Source organism: Inquilinus ginsengisoli, assembly GCF_050434925.1.
GTDB lineage: Bacteria > Pseudomonadota > Alphaproteobacteria > DSM-16000 > Inquilinaceae > Inquilinus > Inquilinus ginsengisoli_B.
This window is the reverse complement of record NZ_JBNDJK010000001.1, coordinates 6,280,017-6,298,461: the sequence shown is the minus strand read 5'-3', so window position 1 is coordinate 6,298,461 and position 18,445 is coordinate 6,280,017. Positions and strand designations below refer to the sequence as shown.

The following is an 18,445-nucleotide window of genomic DNA, read 5'->3' as shown; positions in this document are numbered from 1 at the left end:
TGATGGCTAGATTCGCAGGTCGTGCATGGCAGGACCGGTCCGACACTTCATCTGGGCAGATCCGAAGGTGAAACACGGATTTCTGATTTATGGCATGGCGCTCGCACTTTTTCCGGCGTCATCGACCGTCATATACAGGCTCGCGACAGAGCCGGCGGAGTTACAGCCGGTCGAGTTGACGCCGGCATCGCCGGCGCTGTCGCCTGGCGCCGATCGTCCAATGGCTTCGCCCAACTTGGCGGAAGGGGGGCTCGCCCCTTCCGGGGGCGGCGACGAAGCCCGGCTGGGCATAGACGCCGACCGTGAGGCTCAGCTGCGCTTCGACGCGATCCGTGTCAATCCAGATGGATACCAAGTCATTGCAGGCCGGGGGCCTGCCGGAGCCCGGATCACTTTGTTTGATGGCGGGGCGGCGATCGGTTCGGTCGATGCCGATGCCAAGGGCGATTGGGTTTTCGTCTCGGAGGCGCCGATCGCACCGGGCGATCATCAGCTTTCGCTGAGCGCAACCCGTGATGGCGATACGGCGACATCCGACGACATCGCGCTCGTCGTCGTGCCCTCCCGCGACGGCACTGCTGCCGGCGGGGTCGGCCTGGGCCAGAGCGACGGCAAGCCGCTGGTGTTCCTGATCCCGAAGAACGGCGGCGCGTCCACCATCCTGCAGGCACCGGACGAAGCCGCCTCGGGGCTACCCGGCCTGTCCATCGACGTCATCGACTACGGCGAAGATGGGGCGGTGATCATCAGCGGGCATGGGGCTGCCGGCGCCTTCGTCCGGCTCTATCTCGACAACCTTCCAATCGGAGAAGGCCCGATCGAGGCAACGGGCATGTTCCGCATTCCGGCAGGCCGCCCGATCGCCCCAGGCACGTATCGTCTGCGAGCCGACCAACTGGACGCAGAAGGGCGCGTGACCGACCGGACCGAGACGCCGTTTCAGCGTGCAACTCCCGCCGACATTGCCCTGGACGACGGTAGGGTTGTCGTCCAGCCGGGCAACAGCTTGTGGCGGATCGCGCACAGCGCGTATGGACGAGGCACTCACTACACCATCATCTATCTGGCCAATCGCGCTCAGATTCACGATCCGGACCTGATCTATCCAGGCCAGATCCTTACTGTCCCAGCTCCCCGGACCTGAGCCGCGCTGTTTGCCGCTCTTGATTGGCGCCCACGGCGAACAGTCGCGACGGGTGCCGAATGCCATGCGGCTGCAGGCACGATGGTGAGAGCCTACGCCGCGACATGGCCTCTAGCGATCCATTCTCAAGGCCACCCGCCGATCAGGCGGATATGAGGATCAACTTAAAGCGGGTGCAAGTCTCACCAATTATGCGGTGCCCCCGGATGTCCGTGGAATAGGGTGGCTCAATCCGATGACGGCGAAGACGGACGATTGCCGCGATGCTCCCTCCGATCGGATCTCTCGGAAGTGGATGAGCCGATGACATAGCCTCTAACTCGGGCTGGCAACCAGCGTCGGGCCCAAGGGATCGGGAGCGCCCGTTCGTCTCCGCAAATCAGGGGGAACACCGTGAGAGTTCTGGTTACTGGTCACCGGGGTTACATCGGCGCGGTAATGGTTCCGATGATGCTCCGGGCGGGTCACGATGTGACCGGATGCGACAGCGATCTCTACGAGCGGTGCACCTATGCTGCCGGAGGCGATATCGCTGACATCGCAAACATCCGCAAGGACATCCGAGACGTCACGCCGAGCGACCTCGAAGGCTTCGAAGCGGTGGTTCATCTGGCCGGACTGTCGAACGATCCGCTGAGCGACATCAATCCGGACGTCACTTACAGCATCAATCATCGCGGCAGCGTGCATCTGGCCAAAATGGCGAAGTCGGCCGGGGTCAAGCGCTTCCTGTTCGCATCGTCCTGCAGCAACTACGGCCTGGCTGGCGATGAGATGATCGACGAAACCGGGTCGCTCAACCCGGTGACGCCCTATGGGCAATCGAAGGTGTGGGCGGAGCGCGACATCTCCCTCCTGGCCGATGATTGCTTCTGCCCGACCTATTTCCGGCCTGCTACGGCCTATGGTCTCTCCCCGCGCGTCCGCTTCGATATCGTCCTGAACAACCTCGTCGCCTGGGCCGTGACCAAGGGTTTGATCTACCTGAAATCCGATGGCACGCCTTGGCGGCCGATCGTTCATATCCAGGACATCGCGCGAGCCTTCCTGGCCGGTCTGCACGCGCCGGTCGAGGCGGTGTACAATCAGGCCTTCAACGTCGGTCGGACGGAACACAACTATCGCATCCGGGACATAGCCGAGATCGTGTCGGAGGTCGTTCCCGGCTGCCGCCTGGAGATCGCGGCGGACGCAGGACCCGACAAGCGGTCCTACCGGGTGAGCTTCGAGAAGATCGCCCGGATTCTGCCCGAGTTCAAGCCGCAGTGGGATGTGCGCAAAGGGGCTGAGCAGCTCTACGCGGCCTATCGCTGCTCACGCCTGACGCACGAGGAATTCGAAGGACCCCGTTATCAGCGGATCAGCCACATCCGCAAGCTCATGGCTGAAGGGATCCTGAATGGTGATCTCCGCCATGTGGCCCGAGCGGACACGCAGGCACTGGCTGCGTACGCGGCCGAGTGATGATGCTGCGCGCCGAGTGAGGGCCTTGCTGGCCGGAGGCTCGGCATTGGCTCCACTCGGCAGCCGTCATCAACCGCATGATTGATCCGGTTGCAACCTTGGAGGTATGGGCTGAACCTATTCCCGAATGGGAGCAGGTGCAGAGTTCTAATAGACTCCTACGCTGCGAACATTTGTGGTGAAAAAATGGTATCCTCCATCGGTATTGCGGTTGGCTCATCAAGTTTAAAAGCAGGTTTTATTGTTGGGTAGTTCTGCCGGTCTGAGACGTGAAGATAACCTTAGATTCTGTTTCGGTCCCAAGGGCCGAATGCAAGAGGGGCCGTTATGGTCAACCACAGATACAGGGTCTCGATCGGCTTGCCGGTTTACAACGGTGAGAACTATATCGATCAAGCCATCGATTCAGTCCTGGTTCAGACCTATGCAGATTTCGAGCTCGTCATCTGCGACAATGGATCGACGGACCGGACCGAGGAAATCTGCCGGCGCCAAGCCGAGGCGGACCCCCGCATCCGATACCACCGCAATTCCGAGAATCTGGGTGCAAGTGCCAATTTTCGGCGAACCTTCGAGCTCGCTACGGGAGAGTACTTCCGGTGGCTCGCGCATGATGACGTCTTGGCGCCGCAATATCTCGAGCGCTGCGTGGCGGCGCTCGACCGCGAGCCGGACGCGATCTTGGCCCAGCCGCTCGTCGGCATCATCGACGCCAAGGGCGTGATCAAGTCGATCGGCGACGACGGCCTCCAGCGGGCAAGCTCTCCGCGGGTGTCAGAGCGGTTCGCTGCCCTGGTCAGATACCCCCGCCGCTACTGGGAAGTGTTCGCGCTGATCCGAAGGGAAGTCCTGGCCAAGACGGGCCTGCTCGCCCCGTTTACCTGCTCCGATGTCGTCCTCGGCACCGAGCTGGGGCTGCTGGGTCGCTTCGTCCTGGTCCCTGAACCGCTCTTTCTGAACCGGCATCATCCAGAGCGCTTCAGCCAAGCGGTCCTGGTCGACCGCGCCGCATCCTTGCGATGGTGGAACAACAGCGACCGTGCCCGGCTGATCGATCTCTGCCCCACCTGGCAGATCCAGATGCACGCCCTTAATGCCATTCGCAAGCACGTAGCGAACCGGTGGGAGCGCCAAAGGCTCTATCTCATGCTCCTGCGTCATCTTCTGACGCGATATACGCTGTCACGGCTGATCATCGAGCCGATCACTGCGGCCGATCCCCGGATCCTGATGGCAGGGCGACGGGTCAAGCGCTGGCTGCAGACCCGAAAGGTACCCAGTCTCGCCGCGGCGGGAAGCGGATCCGGTCCCGAGGTGCAGAAATGAAGGTCGTCATTCTCGCGGGTGGAAAGGGATCTCGGCTCGCCGAGGAGACCGGATCCAAGTCGAAAGCCATGGTCCGGATCGGAAGCGATCCGATCCTCTGGCATATCATGAAATATTATAGCTCCTTCGGTTTCTCGCATTTCGTGGTGGCACTTGGCTATCAGGCGGAATCGATCAAAAAATATTTCGAATCCGAGGGCTCTGGGCCGGTGATCGAGGATGGCCCGCGCACGATTATCCATCCGAGGTCGGAGCCGGGTTGGACGGTCGAACTGATCCACACCGGCCTTGAGACATTGTCGGGGGGCCGGCTCAAGCGGTTGGCCCCGTATCTCGGTTCGAATCCGTTCATGCTGACCTACTGCGACGGGCTCGCCGACGTCGATCTCGGCCGACTGCTCGCCTTCCACACTGCGCATGGCCGGCTGGTGACGTTGACGGCGATCCACCCGCAGGCAAGGTTCGGTGGTCTATCGCTGAACGGCGACCGCGTCGCGGCCTTCCAGGAGAAGGTCGTTGATCCAAATCACTGGGTTAACGGCGGGTACTTCGTCCTGAGCCCGAAGGTCTTCGACTATATTGCGGGTGACTCGATCCAGTGGGAGAGAGAGCCATTGGCCGATTTGGCGGCCGCTGGCGAACTGATGGCGTACCGACATGAGAATTTCTGGCAGTGCATGGACACGCTGCCTGAATCCATTCTGCTCAACGACCTCTGGCACACCGGCAAAGCTCCCTGGAAGCGGTGGGCGCCAACCACGATCACCTCCGGAGTGGCGGTCTCACCGCCGCTCCTCCGGCCGGCGCTCGAGGCCACGTCCTAGTTCTGACGGCAGGTCTCGTCAGCAGGCGGAACTTCAGGCGCGCGGCCGGCTACCATTGGAGACGACCATGACCATTGATTCCACCTGTCCCAGCTGCGGGGCAGGGGTGGGAGCTTCGTTCTATGAGCTGCCCGCGATTCCGACCAACAGCTGCCTTCTGATCAATGACCGAATGGCCGCGCGCGACTTTCCAGTCGCTCCCCTGCGGCTGTCCTGCTGTCCAGACTGCGGTTTCATCTTCAACGCAGCCTGGGAAGCATCGCGCACGGTCTATTCGGAGGCATATGAGGAGACGCAGGGCTTCTCTCCGACCTTCAACGCCTTTCACGAACGCCTCGCCCGCGACCTGATCGACCGGCATGATCTTCACGGCAAGCGTGTGATCGAGATCGGCTGCGGCAAGGGGGAATTCCTCGCCCTGCTATGCCGGCTCGGGGACAATGAAGGGGTCGGCTACGACCCGAGCTTTGTGCCGAGCCGCCTTGATGCGGCATCGGCTGGGCGGGCCAGGTTTGTCCGCGAGTTCTTCGACGAACGAACCGGTCCGGTGTCGTGCGACTTCGTGTGCTGCAAGATGACCCTAGAGCATATCCCGGACGTCGGCCGCTTCGTCGGCATGGTCCGCCGGGCTCTCGAAGGGCAGGAGGACACGTCTGTCTTCTTCCAGGTCCCCAATGCCAAACGGGTCCTGCAGGACGGGGCATTCTGGGATATCTATTATGAACATTGCTCGTATTTCACGGCGCAAAGCCTCTCGCACCTCTTCGCACGGTCCGGCTTCGCCGTTGATCGCGTTTGGACCGATTACGACGACCAGTATTTGATGATCGAGGCCCGGCCGGCGAATACCCGGATGCCAGTCTCGGCGAGCGCCGACGCGGTTGCGGAGACCCGGGAGTGGATCGAGGAGTTTCGGCGGAGTGTCGGAAGCGCCAGCAGGGCTTGGCACCATCACCTGCGGGACATGGCCGCGGCAGGCAGGCGGACGGTGCTCTGGGGATCGGGCTCGAAGGCCGTCGCCTTCCTGACCACGCTCGGCGTCGACGGCGAGGTGGAGTCGGTGGTGGATATCAATCCGTTCCGCCACGGCCGCTACTTGCCTGTCACGGGCCACGAGATCGTATCCCCGGACGAGCTGTCGACGACGTCGCCCGATCTGGTGGTGATCATGAATCCCGTCTACCGCGACGAGATCCGCGAGATGCTGAGGGTCCGGGGATGCGAACCCGAAATCCGGTGTGTGTGAATCATGGACGGGCTTGACATCGATCATCGGCGGCTTGATCCGCAGCGCCGCTGCGTCAACGGGGGGGCGATCGAACCGTACAGCGCGGCCAAGGCCGGCGCTTCCCCGGCTTCATCCGGTCGACTTCCATGATCGGTCGAAAGATTGCCCTTGCCGTCTCGGCTTCATGGCTCAGCCAGGTGATCCGGATCGGACTCAACCTTCTCATTCTCCCGATCCTGTTCCATGCCATGAATCAGGAGGAACTCGGGCTCTGGCTTATTCTCGGCCAGAGCACAATTTTTCTCGGCATCGTCACGGAGGCTGGCTTTACGCCCACCATAACGCGACGGATCGCATTTGCGGCGGGCAAGAGCCGGGCCGGGCCCGATCAACCTCTGGATGAAGAGGCGCGGCGCGAACTCGCCGATCTGCTTGCGTCCGGGACGCTCGCGTTCCGCTTCGTGTCCGTCGGCGTGTTCGTCCTCACCTTTGCGCTGGGCAGCCTGTACCTTTGGCAATTGGATCTACGGGAGGTGTCGCCGACCACGGCCTGGGTCGCCTGGACTCTCCTGTGCTTCGGCTATGCTACAACAACCTGGTCCGGCCTCTGGACGGCCCTGGCGACCGGCCTGGGTTATGTGGCCGCGGGAACCATCATCGTCACCGTGGTCGGGATCGTGACCCTGCTGACGCAGATGCTGGTGGCGTTTTTCGGTGGCGGCCTGCTCTGGCTTTCGATCGTCGCGGCGATCAGTGGCATCGCGGTGCGCCTGGCAACCCGCCTCTATGTCCGGCACCGGCAGCCGCAACTGTTCTCGACCCCTGGCCGCTGGGACCGGACTGTCATGCGCAGCATGTTGGCGCCTTCGATCCGGTCATGGCTCACGGCTGTCGGCTTCGCCATGCTTTTCAAGACGGACCAATATTTCATCGCGCTCTATGTCGATACGACCCAGGTGCCGGCCTACTATGCTGTCTACGCGCTGCTTCACAATCTTGCGATCCTGGCCCTGGCTCTGGGCCAAACCTCCAGCGTCTATGTCAGCCAACTCTGGCACAACGGCTCGTTGGAGGAAATTCACGATATCGTGCTGCGCAGCCTCCGCATCACCCTGATCCTGATGGCCTGCGGCGTGGCGACGTTCCTGGTCGTGGGCGGGGACCTCATCAGCGTCTGGATCGGATCCGAGCATTTCGCCGGCTACGCCGTGCTGACGGCCCTCGGCGCCATGTTCTTGCTGTGCGTGCAGCAGAACGCAATTCTCGTGTTTTCCCGGGCGACTGAGAATGAAGTCTATGCCATCCCCTTTCTCGTGGCGGGCGGGCTGAATCTCGCCCTGTCCTGGGTGCTCGTGCAATATATGGGGCTGCTGGGTGCTCCCCTGGCCACGCTGCTGGCACAGTTGCTCACAACCAGCTGGATCGTCCTGAGCGACGGCCTGCGGCGGCTGCAGCTGCCCATTGCGACCTATGTCCGGACTTGCCTTCTGCCGCTGTTGCCGGTCTCACTAGCGACTTATTTCGCGGTGATGGCGGTCGCGAACGGGTCAGTGCTGCCCACCGCCTTTGACCGCCTTCTGGCCGGCACCGTGGTCGCTGGATGTGTGTGCCTCGGCGGCATGTGGCTGTTCGGCCTGACAGCGGCCGACAGGAGCCAGGCCAGTGCTGGGCTGCGCACCGCCCTGCGTCGCCGTCGACCCGCCACTGCAGCAGGGCGGATGGAGCCGCCGATCCACCCCGGCTGATCACGCCCGGGGAGCTGATGGGTGTTTCCGATATCAGCGTTTCTTCCTACCCATTTCGGGGTAGCTGCGCGATCCGAATGCATCACTTGAACGAATTAGTCACCCGCTCAAATAATGGGCTTCAGCTATCCACTCTGATACATGGCAAGTCAATCTTAATGGTGTGATCGTATAGATCTACTTGGTTGCTACACTTCCCGTTGGGAGACAGCATCGCTGCGCTGTCGGCAGAGAAATCAAGCATGAAACAAATTTGACGATTTGGTGAAGCGGGGCTTGGCCCCAGTTCGCGCCGGCCGCGTTGGCGGTCTCCTGATACCGAAAGGGCGCAAACGGCGTCCATGGAGATTGGGGATGAATATCCAGTTAATCGATACACCAACCGACGTTGTTGACGCGGCACATGGGACTCAGCTCGCTCACGCAGCCCGCTGCCGTCTTTGCGGCAGTCATCTCGAGCATGTCTTCGTCGATCTCGGCTCCTCGCCACTGTGCCAGACCGTCATCACCCCCGAGCAGCTCGATGAGATGGAGCCGCATTTTCCGCTCCACGTGCTGGTCTGCGGCGAGTGCTTCCTTGTCCAGCTCCGGGAATATGTGAGCCCGGAGAACATCTTCCGCGAGTATGCCTATTTCTCGTCCTATTCGACGAGCTGGCTCGCGCATGCCAAAGCCTATTGCGAAATGATCAAGCAGCGGCTCGGACTCGGAACGGACAGCCTGGTCGTCGAAATCGCGAGCAATGACGGCTACCTGCTGCAGCACTTCCTGCCGCTCGGCGTTCCCGTCCTGGGGGTAGAGCCGGCGGCCAACGTCGCCAAGGTGGCGATCGAGAAGGGCGTCCCGACCCTGGTCGACTTCTTCGGCTTCGATCTTGCCGGGACACTCGTCGCCGAGGGAAAGCAGGCCGATCTTATCGTCGGCAACAATGTGCTGGCCCAGGTCCCGCAACTTAACGACTTCGTCGCGGGCCTGGCTCGGCTGCTGAAGCCGGAAGGCGTCATCACGCTGGAGTTCCCGCATCTCGAACGGCTGATGGCGGAAAACCAGTTCGACACGATCTATCACGAGCACTTCTCGTATTTCTCGCTGGTCACGATTGAACGGCTGGCGGCCAGGCATGACCTGAGGATCATCGATGTGGAGGAGCTTCCGACCCATGGCGGCTCGCTGCGCGTGTATCTGTCCCATGCCGGCTCGGCCCGACCGACCGAGAAGAGCGTCCCCGATCTCCTGGCCCGCGAACACCGGCTGGGCTTTCGCGACATCGCAAGTTACGCGTCCTTCGCCGAGCAGGTTCGCCGCACGAAGCGCCGGCTTCTGTCCTTCCTGATCGAGGCGAAGAACGCGGGCAAGACCATCTGCGGGTATGGGGCGCCGGGCAAAGGCAATACGCTGCTGAACTATTGCGGCATTGGCCCGGACTTCCTGGATTTCACGGTCGACCGCAATCCCTACAAGCAGGGGCAGTTCACGCCCGGCATGCGAATTCCCATCCTTTCGGTGGAAGCCATCGACGCGGCCAAGCCCGACTATATCCTGATCCTGCCCTGGAATCTCAAAGACGAGATCGTTCAGCAGATGCGCCATGTCGCCGAGTGGGGTGGAAAATTCATCGTTCCGATCCCCGAGGTGGCGGTTATCGGTCCGAAGGAATTGCTCTGATGAAAGTGGTTCTTTTCTGCGGCGGCTTGGGGACCCGAATTCGTGAGTACTCCGAGACTGTCCCAAAACCAATGATACTGATCGGTCACCAGCCGATACTATGGCATGTAATGCAGTATTATCGGCAATACGGGCACTCCGATTTCATTCTTTGCTTGGGATACAAGGCTGGAATCGTCAAGGACTTCTTCCTCAATTATCGCCCGCAGAATTTTTCCGATTGCGTGATCTCGGGCTTCGGCGCCAATGTCGAGTTGCTGAATGAGCCGGATAGGGATTGGCGGGTTACCCTCATCGACACCGGGATCTGGCGCAATATCGGCGAGCGTCTGTGGGCCGTGCGGGATCAGGTGCGGGACGAGGAGATCTTCCTGGCCAATTACAGCGACGGCCTGACCAACTGCGACCTCGACGACATGATCGACCGCTTCAAGAAAAGCGGAAAGGTCGCCTGCTTCATGGCTGTGCGCCCGCCCCTGACCTATCACCTGGCGGATATCGGCAAGGATGGCGAGGTGCACGACTTCCGCAGCTCCGATCGTTCCGATATCTGGATCAATGGTGGCTACTTCCTGTTCCGGCGCGAGATCTTCGATTTCATGCAAGAGGGCGAGGACCTTGTCCTCGAGCCTTTCCGGAGGCTCATCGAGGTGAACCAGATCATGGCCTACAAGCATGAGGGGTTCTGGCGCTCCATGGACACGCTGAAGGATCGTCAGGCTCTCGAGGATATGGTCGAACAGGGCAAGATGCCCTGGCGCGTGCCGCGCCCGCCCAAGGAGAAGGCCAAGACCCTGGTGCTGGCCTGATGAGGGCATTGGGTCTGGCGCGGCCGGGCGAAGACCTCACCGTTCTTTGCCTCGGCGCCCATTCCGATGATATCGAGATCGGGGCAGGGGGCACGCTTCTGTCGTGGATCGCGGCCGGAGTCCGGCTCCACGTCCATTGGTGCGTGCTTAGCGCCGCCGGTCCGCGCGCGGCGGAGGCCGAGGCTTCCGCCGCCGCCTTCCTCGCCGGTGCGGCGAGTTCCGTCGTCGAGCTCGCCGCCTTCAGGGACAGCTTCTTTCCCTACCAGGGCGGCGAGATCAAGGCCTGGTTCTCCGAACTGAAGGCTCGCAGCAATCCGGATGTCGTCCTGACCCATCGCCGGACCGACGCGCACCAGGACCACCAGGAGACCTGCCGGTTGACCTGGAATGCCTTCCGCGATCATCTCATCCTTGAATATGAGATTCCAAAATGGGATGGCGATCTCGGCCAGCCGAACCTCTATGTACCGCTCGACTCCGATGTCCTTGAGCGCAAGATCGAGCTTCTTCTGGCCCATTTCGGCACGCAGCGGTCGAAGGACTGGTTCGATGCCGAGACGTTCCGGGGGCTGGCCCGCCTGCGCGGTATGGAGTGCCGGGCGCCGGAGCGCTATGCCGAGGCCTTCGTCCTGCCCAAAGGGTTGATCGGTTGAGGTTGCTACGATCGGGGCCTATCCGCGGAGACGCCGAGGTGATGAAGCCTCGATCCCCCAGAACCCGCCGGATCTGTGTGGCGATCATGCTGATCTCGCTCACCAGCTGCGTTGCCGTCGCGGTGGCCGTGAAGGCTTCGGAACCGCTGCTTCTCGTCCGAACCCCGCTCGAGCCGGCCGATGTCATCGTCGTCCTCGGCGGCAGCGGGCCGAACCGGGCCTGGCGCGCAGCCGCCCTCTACCGGCAGGGGCTCGCGCCGAGGGTTCTCGTGACGGGCGTCGGCGATTGCGAGAGCATCCGAAGCCACATGGTGGACTCGGGCGTGCCGCGGGAGGCGATCCAGGTTGAATGCGCCGCCCAGAACACGTGGGAGAACGCGGAGTTCTCCGCTCCCATGCTGATGGCGATGGGCGCACGACGCGCCATCCTGGTCACGAGTTGGTATCATACCCGTCGGGCTCTCGCCTGCTTCCGGCTGGTCCTGCCGCAATTGGAATGGATGTCAGCACCAGTCGAGCGGAGCGAATCCTACCGGCAGATGATACGCGACGACGGCGGCCTCATGGTGCTGAAGGAATACCTGAAGATCGCATGGTATTCCCTCCAATACGGCGTCACGGCGTTCTGAGAGCCAGGCCGGATCAGCGACGGACTGCGGTATGGGCTTGAAGCCCGTCCATGAATTCTCTGTATCGATCGCTCGTGCTGTCCTCCGGTGCGATTCCCGACGGCGCGCCGCCCTGCGAATGGTTGATTGTCGCTGGAAACGGCCGGGCTCCTGCAAAAGAGGAAGGCCCGCAACGGGACCGTCGGTTTGAGAACTTTGTCGTCCCCTGCGTCCAAAGACTGCGGCCGCAATGATGGAATTCTCCTTCCGGATAGAGCGGACCACCAGTTTGTCCGAATCGAACATAGCAAGGCCGTTGCCTAGAGTTCCAAGGCGGGCTTCGGGCCGCCGATTCATCCGGCCTTTATGCGCCGTCCGGCGCTCCACGAAGATTACGGTTCATGAAAGGGGGCGCGATGCCGAATTTAGCCGCCCATCTACTGAACGGCTTTCTCCTTGCTGTGGTTCTGGTCGTCTGGCTGCAGCGGATCGCCCCCAGATTCGGGCTCGTCGATCATCCGACCGCACGCAAGGCGCATGAAGGGGTGATCCCAGTCTGCGGCGGGCTGGCGATGTTCGCCGCCTATGTCATCGGAACATGTGTGCTCGAGCCGTCCTTGCGGGCTCCCTGGTCGTTCATCGCCGGTCTTGCGATCCTCGTCGCGGTCGGAGCCCTCGACGATCGCCTGAATCTCCGCCCGCTCTGGCGGCTGATGATCCAGGCGACGGCAGCGATCATCATGGTCGGCATCGGCGGGCGCTCGATCGGCAATTTCGGCAGCGCCTTCGTGGACGTTCACGCCATCGTCGCGGATCCGATCCTGTCGGCGCTGGTCTTTTGCGTCACTGTCCTGTTCCTGGTCGGGCTGACCAATGCCTTCAACATGATCGACGGTCTCGATGGTCTCGCCGGGGGGGTCGCCGCCTCGGCGCTGTTCTGGCTGGCCCTGATGGCCTCCTTCCTTGGGCGCGATGCAGCCATCACGCAGCTGTTCCTGCTGCTGGCCGTGGTTCTGGGCTTCCTCACCTTCAATATGCGCCATAGATGGCGGCCGCGCGCGCTCGTTTTCATGGGCGACGCCGGCAGCACGATGCTGGGCGCCGCGGTCGCCTACTTCATCGTCGACATGTCGTCGGGACCGCAACCGACCATTCCGTTTCCCGTCCTGCTCTGGGTCTGCATCATCCCGATGGTCGACACGCTCAACCTGATGGCGCGCCGGCTGCACGCGGGCCGCAGCCCCTTCTCTCCCGATCGCTGGCACTTGCATCATCTGCTTCTGGAGCGTGGGCTCACCCATGCCGCCACGACCGGCGTGATCGTCGGCCTCTCCATCCTGTGCGGTGCAATCGCCTATGTCGGAACCGTCTACGCCGTCTCCGACCAGCTGCTCACTATCGGACTACTGCTTCCGGTCGCAATCCATTGCGGATTCGTCTGGATCTCGGTCCGCCGGGCACGGCCGCTTCGGCCGACGGCCACCACACGTATGTGATCCCGCAGGAGCGTCCGGATGAAGCTCGCCTATTTCGGGTTTCCCCATATCGGCGGGACATATTCAGTGTTTCGGCATCTGCGAACCGGCCTCGCCGGCGCCGGGATCGAGCTTCGCTGGCTGGGGTGCGGACCGAATGCTCACGCTGCGGCGGACAGCCCGATGTTCCGCACGGAAAGGGATCACGGCAACACGGTCGGCCGGCCCGACGACGATGACCATGCGCGCATGCGGGCGATGGTGAGGGCGATCGAGGACGGCTTTCACGGCGTGTTCGTAAATGTGCTTGCCGACCCGGTCCAGACCAATGCCGTCCGCTATTTGGATCCACGCATCACCCGGATCATGATCGTTCATAACATCACGCCCGGGACCTATGCGGCAGCCCGCGCAATCCGCGACCATGTCCATGCGACAGTCGGGGTCTCACCGCGGATCAAGACTGATCTCGTGCACCGGTACGGCTTCGATCGCGGCTGGACGGTCGCCATCCCGAATGGGATCGATACCGCCGGATTGGCATTGGCGCGCCCCGAGCGCTCGTCTAAGAGCCTGCGGGTGCTCTATCTCGGGCGGGTCGAGGACCAGGCCAAAGGCGTGCTCTGGCTGCCGCGGATCTTCCGCAAACTGCCTGCCTCCATCACCCTCACGGTGGCCGGCGACGGACCCGACCTCGCCCGGCTGAAGGCGCAGTGCGCAAGTCTTGGAGGCCGCGTCCAGTTCCGCGGTGCGGTGGCGCCGAGCATGATCGGCAAGCTCCTGGCGGAGCATGACGTGCTTCTGATGCCTTCCCGGTTCGAGGGGCTGGGGTTGACGCTGGTCGAGGCCATGGCCGCGGGCTGCGTGCCGGTTGCCTCTTACATCCAAGGTGTCACCGACCTGTCGGTCGAGCACGGTGTGAATGGGTTTCTGTTTCCCGTCGGCGACTCGCGATCAGCGGCCCGGGCGATCGTCCGGCTCGCCGAGGACGAGGCCGGCCGTGCGGAGATGGCGGCCCGGGCGAGCCGGAAAGCGCGTGACCACTTCGGCATCGGCCTCATGACGGAGCGCTATCGCGACTTGATCGACAGCCTGCGATACTCGCAGCCTGTCATCGCACCGTCGCTCGACCTTGCAGAATGGCGCTTGCCGTCGGGTCTGAGGCCCGGCCTTCGGACCTATCTGCCGACACCTCTGAAGAACGCCATCCGGATGCTGCGTGAGCGCCAGGCCTGAACGCCGGCTTCGCATCGCAATCGTAGCCCGGCGGCTGCGCCGCCGGGACAGATCGGTCCCCGTGATCTCCCGCGCGGATCGACGCCGGCCCTGAATTTCGACGCAAGCCAGCCGGAGGCCAGCTCTTCGCCGCGTGCGCTGCCAGGCGCGGGTAGAGAGCTGCACGGCATCCCAGATGATCGCGGGCGGCGGGTCGGATCGCAAGAATTCGGCCGAAGGCGACGGCTTCCTCGGTCGGATCTGTCGTATGATGCCCTTCCGAGGGCCGGCATAATGATAGCGCCGGCCCGGACGATCAGGAGTTCAAGTTACCCCTCGAGACCTGTTCGATCCACTCGTTGCCGAACACGGCACACCATATGAAATATTCGGTTTGCGGTGGCAGCTTCTGCTTCGTGGCCAGCTTCGACCTGATGGCAAGAAGGAACTTGCGGTCGAGAAAGCGGCTCAGCGGCGCCTGCGGCTCCAGCAGTTTGTCGAACGCCGTCAGAAAGGCTCTATGCCCAAATTTGTCAGGCATCGAGGCGACGAACCCGCTCTTGGCCCTATACACCATCGTGGATGGAACGTGCTGCGCCAGCGCAGCCTTCAAGACCCGCTTCACTTCCGTCCCAGATCCGGGCCAGTCGACCGACGCAAACGCCACATTGACCATATCCGGCAGGAGGTAAGGGTAGACGACATCCAGTGACGTCCCGTCGAACAGCGATCGCGATTTCTGTGCAGTGATCGAGGCACAACCCAGCGACAGGTCGAATGCCGCCAGCTGCAGGCGAGGATCGGGCGGCGACAGATGGGGCAGCCATCCAGCCAGGTGCTCTTCGATGGCGTCGACGTCTTCCTTCGATGGGTGATAAGCAATACCGAGCAATGCATTTTCGGCAACGGCCGCGAATGGGTGCTTCAGCTGCTCGGCACGGCGAAGGATCCGCAAGTAATACTCAAGCTTGCTTTCCCCTCCCCAGGCCCGCGTTGTCCGATAGGCCATGGCGCCGAGTTTCCGGCTCCAAGCTGGCAGCGCATAGACACGTTGCCATTGCATGGCCCTGCCGAATTCCCCGAAGCCTGAATCTGCCCCTGTCCCTTCAAGAACGATACCGCCGGCTTCACATTGGGGAATGGCCGCACGGATCATCGCACATGTCGGGGCGACGGAGTGATCGCCGAAGAGAGTTCGGTAATAGACACCGGCATGCCGCAGGACATCGGCAACATCCGAGCCGCCAGTATCCTCCATGATTCGTACGAACTTCAGCCCGAGATGGCGGGCCATCTGCTCAGCAAGCATCGATTCCGCGTCGTTCGGGCCGAAGCTGTAGTTGACGAGAGTGACGTTCTTCAGTCTAAGGACGGCCGCTCTGGCCGCCAGGAGCCCGGAATCGACCCCGCCGCTAAACAGGATCGTGACCGGACGCCCCGCGCAATGCTCGAGCAGGGACCGATCAAGCGCCGATACGACCATCGAGATCTGTTGCTCAATGTTCGGCGAGCGAATGGCTTGGGTCGGAGGCTTCTGTGGGCATGATCTACGAACTGATGGCGTGCTGGCATTGGAGACGATCGTGGTCGTCCCAGGAACAAATCGACGGATTGATTTCCAGGGGCTTAGAGGTGGAACAACAGCGCCAAACTGCAGATATGAATAGATCGCGACTTCGTCAAGTTCGTCATTGGGTCTTTGCAAGGTTCGCAAATCGTCGCTTATTCTGAGCGATCTTTCATCCGATCGATAGTACAACTGCTCTGTTGTGGTCAGCGGTACTGATATCTCGGTTGCGCCCGACCTATCGCGAAACCGGAAGCTCGTCGGCAATGGCGTCCTGCTGCTTGCAAGTTCTGTGATCATCTCGATGTCCTCTTGTTCGCTGTAGGCGCCGATTGTGGATTGCGTCAGTAGCTCCCAGCGATCACACGTGCTTCATCGTCAACGGGCGTGCAGAATTTGTGGCGTCTTGCTGATGGTAAGGTTGAGATAACCGCTCGGGCGTTCCCGAAAGATACGTGAGCAAGATGTTGTCGAACTGTCAGGTGTCGGCGTCTGTAGGATCTCTGAACGAGGAGGATTGACGGATCATTAGAAACCGGAGATGTCCACCGGATAGCTTTCAGGAAATGGCCGGCTGGCGGCAGGCGTGATCTGACGGCCGGCATCGGTGTCGTTCCATGACAGCCCCGGCGCGGTATGGGAGGCTCTCACGGTCACGTCGTGCAGCCTGGGCACATAGAGTTGAGTTCCCGTCACCGAGCCGGGGCCCGCTTTCCAATCGATATCGAAATGCATGGAGTCGGACTCGCCGGTGATATCGGTGACGATGCCCCAGTTCGGAGACGGCACTGCGTCCGCATACACGATCGCGCCTGCCCAGGCGGCGCGGGCCCAGATTTTATTGCGGTCGGACGAGGATATCGCGGAAAGCGTCAGTCGCCGGCCGTCCCAGCTCACCCCATCCTGCCCGACGACCAGGTTTTCGGGCGGCCATTCGGCAAAAACCGGTCCGGCGCCGACAAAGGTGCTGCCGTTGACATCCACCTGTTGCGTCGTCCACGATCCTTTGAACGTGAGCGGTGCGTACTCGATGCCGCGGAGGGTTGAATTGATGGCGCGCAGCTGGCGCGGCGCGAGCCCATAGCCGCTGGTCGCATCGGTGTTCTTGAACAACAGATAGTCCACACCGGTTCCTTCATACAGATCCCTCGTGGTGGTGCCGTCGAACACGACCATGCTGACCAGCTTGTCGAGCTCGCCGCTCAGCACCGATCCGCCGCTGACCCGAGCGAAGCGAGCCTGCGTCGGTACGAAATGGGGGATGACGCAGTTCTCGAAGCTCATCTCGAGGGCAGCGCCGTAGAGCTTGCTTCCCGGTGTCCCCTTGTCGGGATCGGCCAGGAATTCGATGTCCTTGATGCGGGCGCGCAATGTCAGACGCTGGTCGTCACGATCGATCGCATAAATGCGAGCAACGCCGAGGGAGTTCGGATCCTGGAGGGTTTCCCAGTAATCGTCCTTGTGCCTTTGCCGAAGAGGCCGGTCCAGAACGACCCTCCTGCCGCTGACCGACATCACCCTCGCATATTCGAAATAGCGGATATTGGGAGGGAAGCCGTACATCTGCTGGTCGTAGGAACCAACCATCACGTAGCGGCCGATCGGGAAATTGCGCGCATCGCTCGCGTCTTTCAGCATCACGGCATCATCGCCGGGGGGGGGTGGTATCGATCTTGAAGCCGACCGATCTCGGCTGCTCGCAGATCCAGTCGTCCGTCGGTCCGACGCATTGAAAGTATTGGCGCCCCAGCTGCAGGATGGCCGCGGCGATATGATAAGGGCTGTCCGGCGCGATGTTGCGCAGCTTCGCACGAACACCGGGAGTGTCGCTACGGATATCGAGGTACTGGATACCGAAAGTCCAGCGATTGTTCGCATAATCGTACTGGCCGCCGCCGTGAAAGATGATCGCCGCTCGCAGCTTGCCGTCTCCCACTGCCTTCTGGTCGAGGATGATGGCGCGCCGGATCTTCATCAGGACTTCGGTGTAGTCAGTGCCGACCGGGGTGCCGTACTCACCGGAGTCAACCACATAGTCCCTGTGAAGAACGGCGCTCTTGGTGCGGCGGGCGGTGACCCCGGCCATCACCTCGAGTGTGACCGGGAAATTCGCCACTTCTGAGCTATCGCCGCGATTGTGCACCGATGTCTTGAAGGCATAGGTGGCGACGGCGAGCGGCGCTGCAACCGACAGCATGCCGCTGTCGGCATCCACGGTCACCCCCGCAGGCGCGTCCGAGATCGAATAGGTATAGGCGTAGCCGAATTCCGAGCCACCCCACGCTTCGAGATAGCCGATCGGGCCGGCTTCCATCGACGAGATGACGAAGCGGGATTCGGAGAGCCATTTGGCCGGGCTTGCAGCCGAGGACGTGCCTTGATCGGCGACCGCACTCGAAAATGCCAGAAGGATCGTGACACAGATAAGTCGCTTGATGAGCATGGCTGCAACGCGGCGCCGAAACACCCCCCCTTGGGACATCTCTCTACATATCGCGCATATCCGCGCATGGTGATCTGGCAATCGGGGGTAGAGCTGCAATCGGGGCTCATCCTTTTGCCGGGTATGTTCTCTCTTGGTGGCGAGATCCGGCGGGTGGGGCGCCTGCCGAACAGAAGGCCTCAGGACTTGCCTCAGCTGAACCCGCCCTTCGGAGTAGGGCTTCACTCCAATAGGCAGATCTGAGGTCTCCGTCGGGAGTGATAGCGTCCTGCATGAATC

15 protein-coding genes are annotated in these 18,445 nt (G+C 62.0%); 12 read left to right on the top strand and 3 right to left on the bottom strand.

Going from position 1 to position 18,445, the window contains the following annotated elements; translation table 11 throughout:
- Positions 1-25 precede the first annotated feature (25 nt).
- From QFZ27_RS30035 to QFZ27_RS29980, 12 genes are all read left to right on the top strand, one after another.
- Positions 26-1,144 (top strand): LysM peptidoglycan-binding domain-containing protein, encoded by a 1,119-nt coding sequence (locus tag QFZ27_RS30035; RefSeq protein ID WP_429230126.1) that lies wholly within the window; start codon positions 26-28, stop codon positions 1,142-1,144.
- 393 nt (positions 1,145-1,537) lie between these two features.
- Positions 1,538-2,608 (top strand): NAD-dependent epimerase/dehydratase family protein, encoded by a 1,071-nt coding sequence (locus QFZ27_RS30030; protein WP_429230125.1) that lies wholly within the window; start codon positions 1,538-1,540, stop codon positions 2,606-2,608.
- 327 nt (positions 2,609-2,935) lie between these two features.
- On the top strand, positions 2,936-3,934 hold the full coding sequence (locus QFZ27_RS30025; RefSeq protein ID WP_429230124.1) for a glycosyltransferase family 2 protein: 999 nt from the start codon (positions 2,936-2,938) through the stop codon (positions 3,932-3,934).
- Positions 3,931-4,758: a sugar phosphate nucleotidyltransferase gene (locus tag QFZ27_RS30020; protein ID WP_429230123.1), complete on the top strand. Its 828-nt coding sequence runs from the start codon at positions 3,931-3,933 to the stop codon at positions 4,756-4,758. The genes QFZ27_RS30025 and QFZ27_RS30020 overlap by 4 nt, the downstream gene beginning before the upstream one ends.
- Positions 4,759-4,825: 67 nt before the next feature.
- Positions 4,826-6,004, top strand: a complete 1,179-nt coding sequence (locus QFZ27_RS30015; RefSeq protein WP_429230122.1) for a class I SAM-dependent methyltransferase — start codon at positions 4,826-4,828, stop codon at positions 6,002-6,004.
- Positions 6,005-6,132: 128 nt separating this feature from the next.
- A complete protein-coding gene (locus QFZ27_RS30010) occupies positions 6,133-7,731 on the top strand; it encodes a lipopolysaccharide biosynthesis protein (RefSeq protein ID WP_429230121.1) in 1,599 nt (532 codons plus the stop codon).
- A gap of 354 nt (positions 7,732-8,085) precedes the next feature.
- Positions 8,086-9,396 carry a methyltransferase domain-containing protein gene (locus QFZ27_RS30005; protein ID WP_429230120.1) on the top strand — a complete coding sequence of 437 codons (1,311 nt, stop codon included), beginning with the start codon at positions 8,086-8,088 and terminating at the stop codon, positions 9,394-9,396.
- Positions 9,396-10,205 (top strand): sugar phosphate nucleotidyltransferase, encoded by an 810-nt coding sequence (locus tag QFZ27_RS30000; RefSeq protein WP_429230119.1) that lies wholly within the window; start codon positions 9,396-9,398, stop codon positions 10,203-10,205. The genes QFZ27_RS30005 and QFZ27_RS30000 overlap by 1 nt, the downstream gene beginning before the upstream one ends.
- Complete coding sequence (locus QFZ27_RS29995) at positions 10,205-10,858, top strand: PIG-L deacetylase family protein (protein WP_429230118.1); 654 nt, start codon at positions 10,205-10,207, stop codon at positions 10,856-10,858. The genes QFZ27_RS30000 and QFZ27_RS29995 overlap by 1 nt, the downstream gene beginning before the upstream one ends.
- An 86-nt stretch (positions 10,859-10,944) precedes the next feature.
- Positions 10,945-11,487 (top strand): YdcF family protein, encoded by a 543-nt coding sequence (locus QFZ27_RS29990; protein ID WP_429230117.1) that lies wholly within the window; start codon positions 10,945-10,947, stop codon positions 11,485-11,487.
- A gap of 380 nt (positions 11,488-11,867) precedes the next feature.
- Positions 11,868-12,962, top strand: a complete 1,095-nt coding sequence (locus QFZ27_RS29985; protein WP_429230116.1) for an MraY family glycosyltransferase — start codon at positions 11,868-11,870, stop codon at positions 12,960-12,962.
- Between the two features lie 18 nt (positions 12,963-12,980).
- Positions 12,981-14,177 carry a glycosyltransferase family 4 protein gene (locus QFZ27_RS29980; RefSeq protein ID WP_429230115.1) on the top strand — a complete coding sequence of 399 codons (1,197 nt, stop codon included), beginning with the start codon at positions 12,981-12,983 and terminating at the stop codon, positions 14,175-14,177.
- Positions 14,178-14,472: 295 nt separating this feature from the next.
- Here QFZ27_RS29980 and QFZ27_RS29975 read toward each other — a convergent pair whose 3' ends face one another.
- The 3 genes from QFZ27_RS29975 to QFZ27_RS29965 form a co-directional block, all read right to left on the bottom strand.
- Positions 14,473-16,023 carry an asparagine synthase-related protein gene (locus QFZ27_RS29975; RefSeq protein WP_429230114.1) on the bottom strand — a complete coding sequence of 517 codons (1,551 nt, stop codon included), beginning with the start codon at positions 16,021-16,023 and terminating at the stop codon, positions 14,473-14,475.
- 228 nt (positions 16,024-16,251) lie between these two features.
- Complete coding sequence (locus tag QFZ27_RS29970) at positions 16,252-17,361, bottom strand: hypothetical protein (protein ID WP_429230113.1); 1,110 nt, start codon at positions 17,359-17,361, stop codon at positions 16,252-16,254.
- 7 nt (positions 17,362-17,368) lie between these two features.
- Positions 17,369-18,166 (bottom strand): hypothetical protein, encoded by a 798-nt coding sequence (locus QFZ27_RS29965; protein WP_429230112.1) that lies wholly within the window; start codon positions 18,164-18,166, stop codon positions 17,369-17,371.
- Positions 18,167-18,445 lie beyond the last annotated feature (279 nt).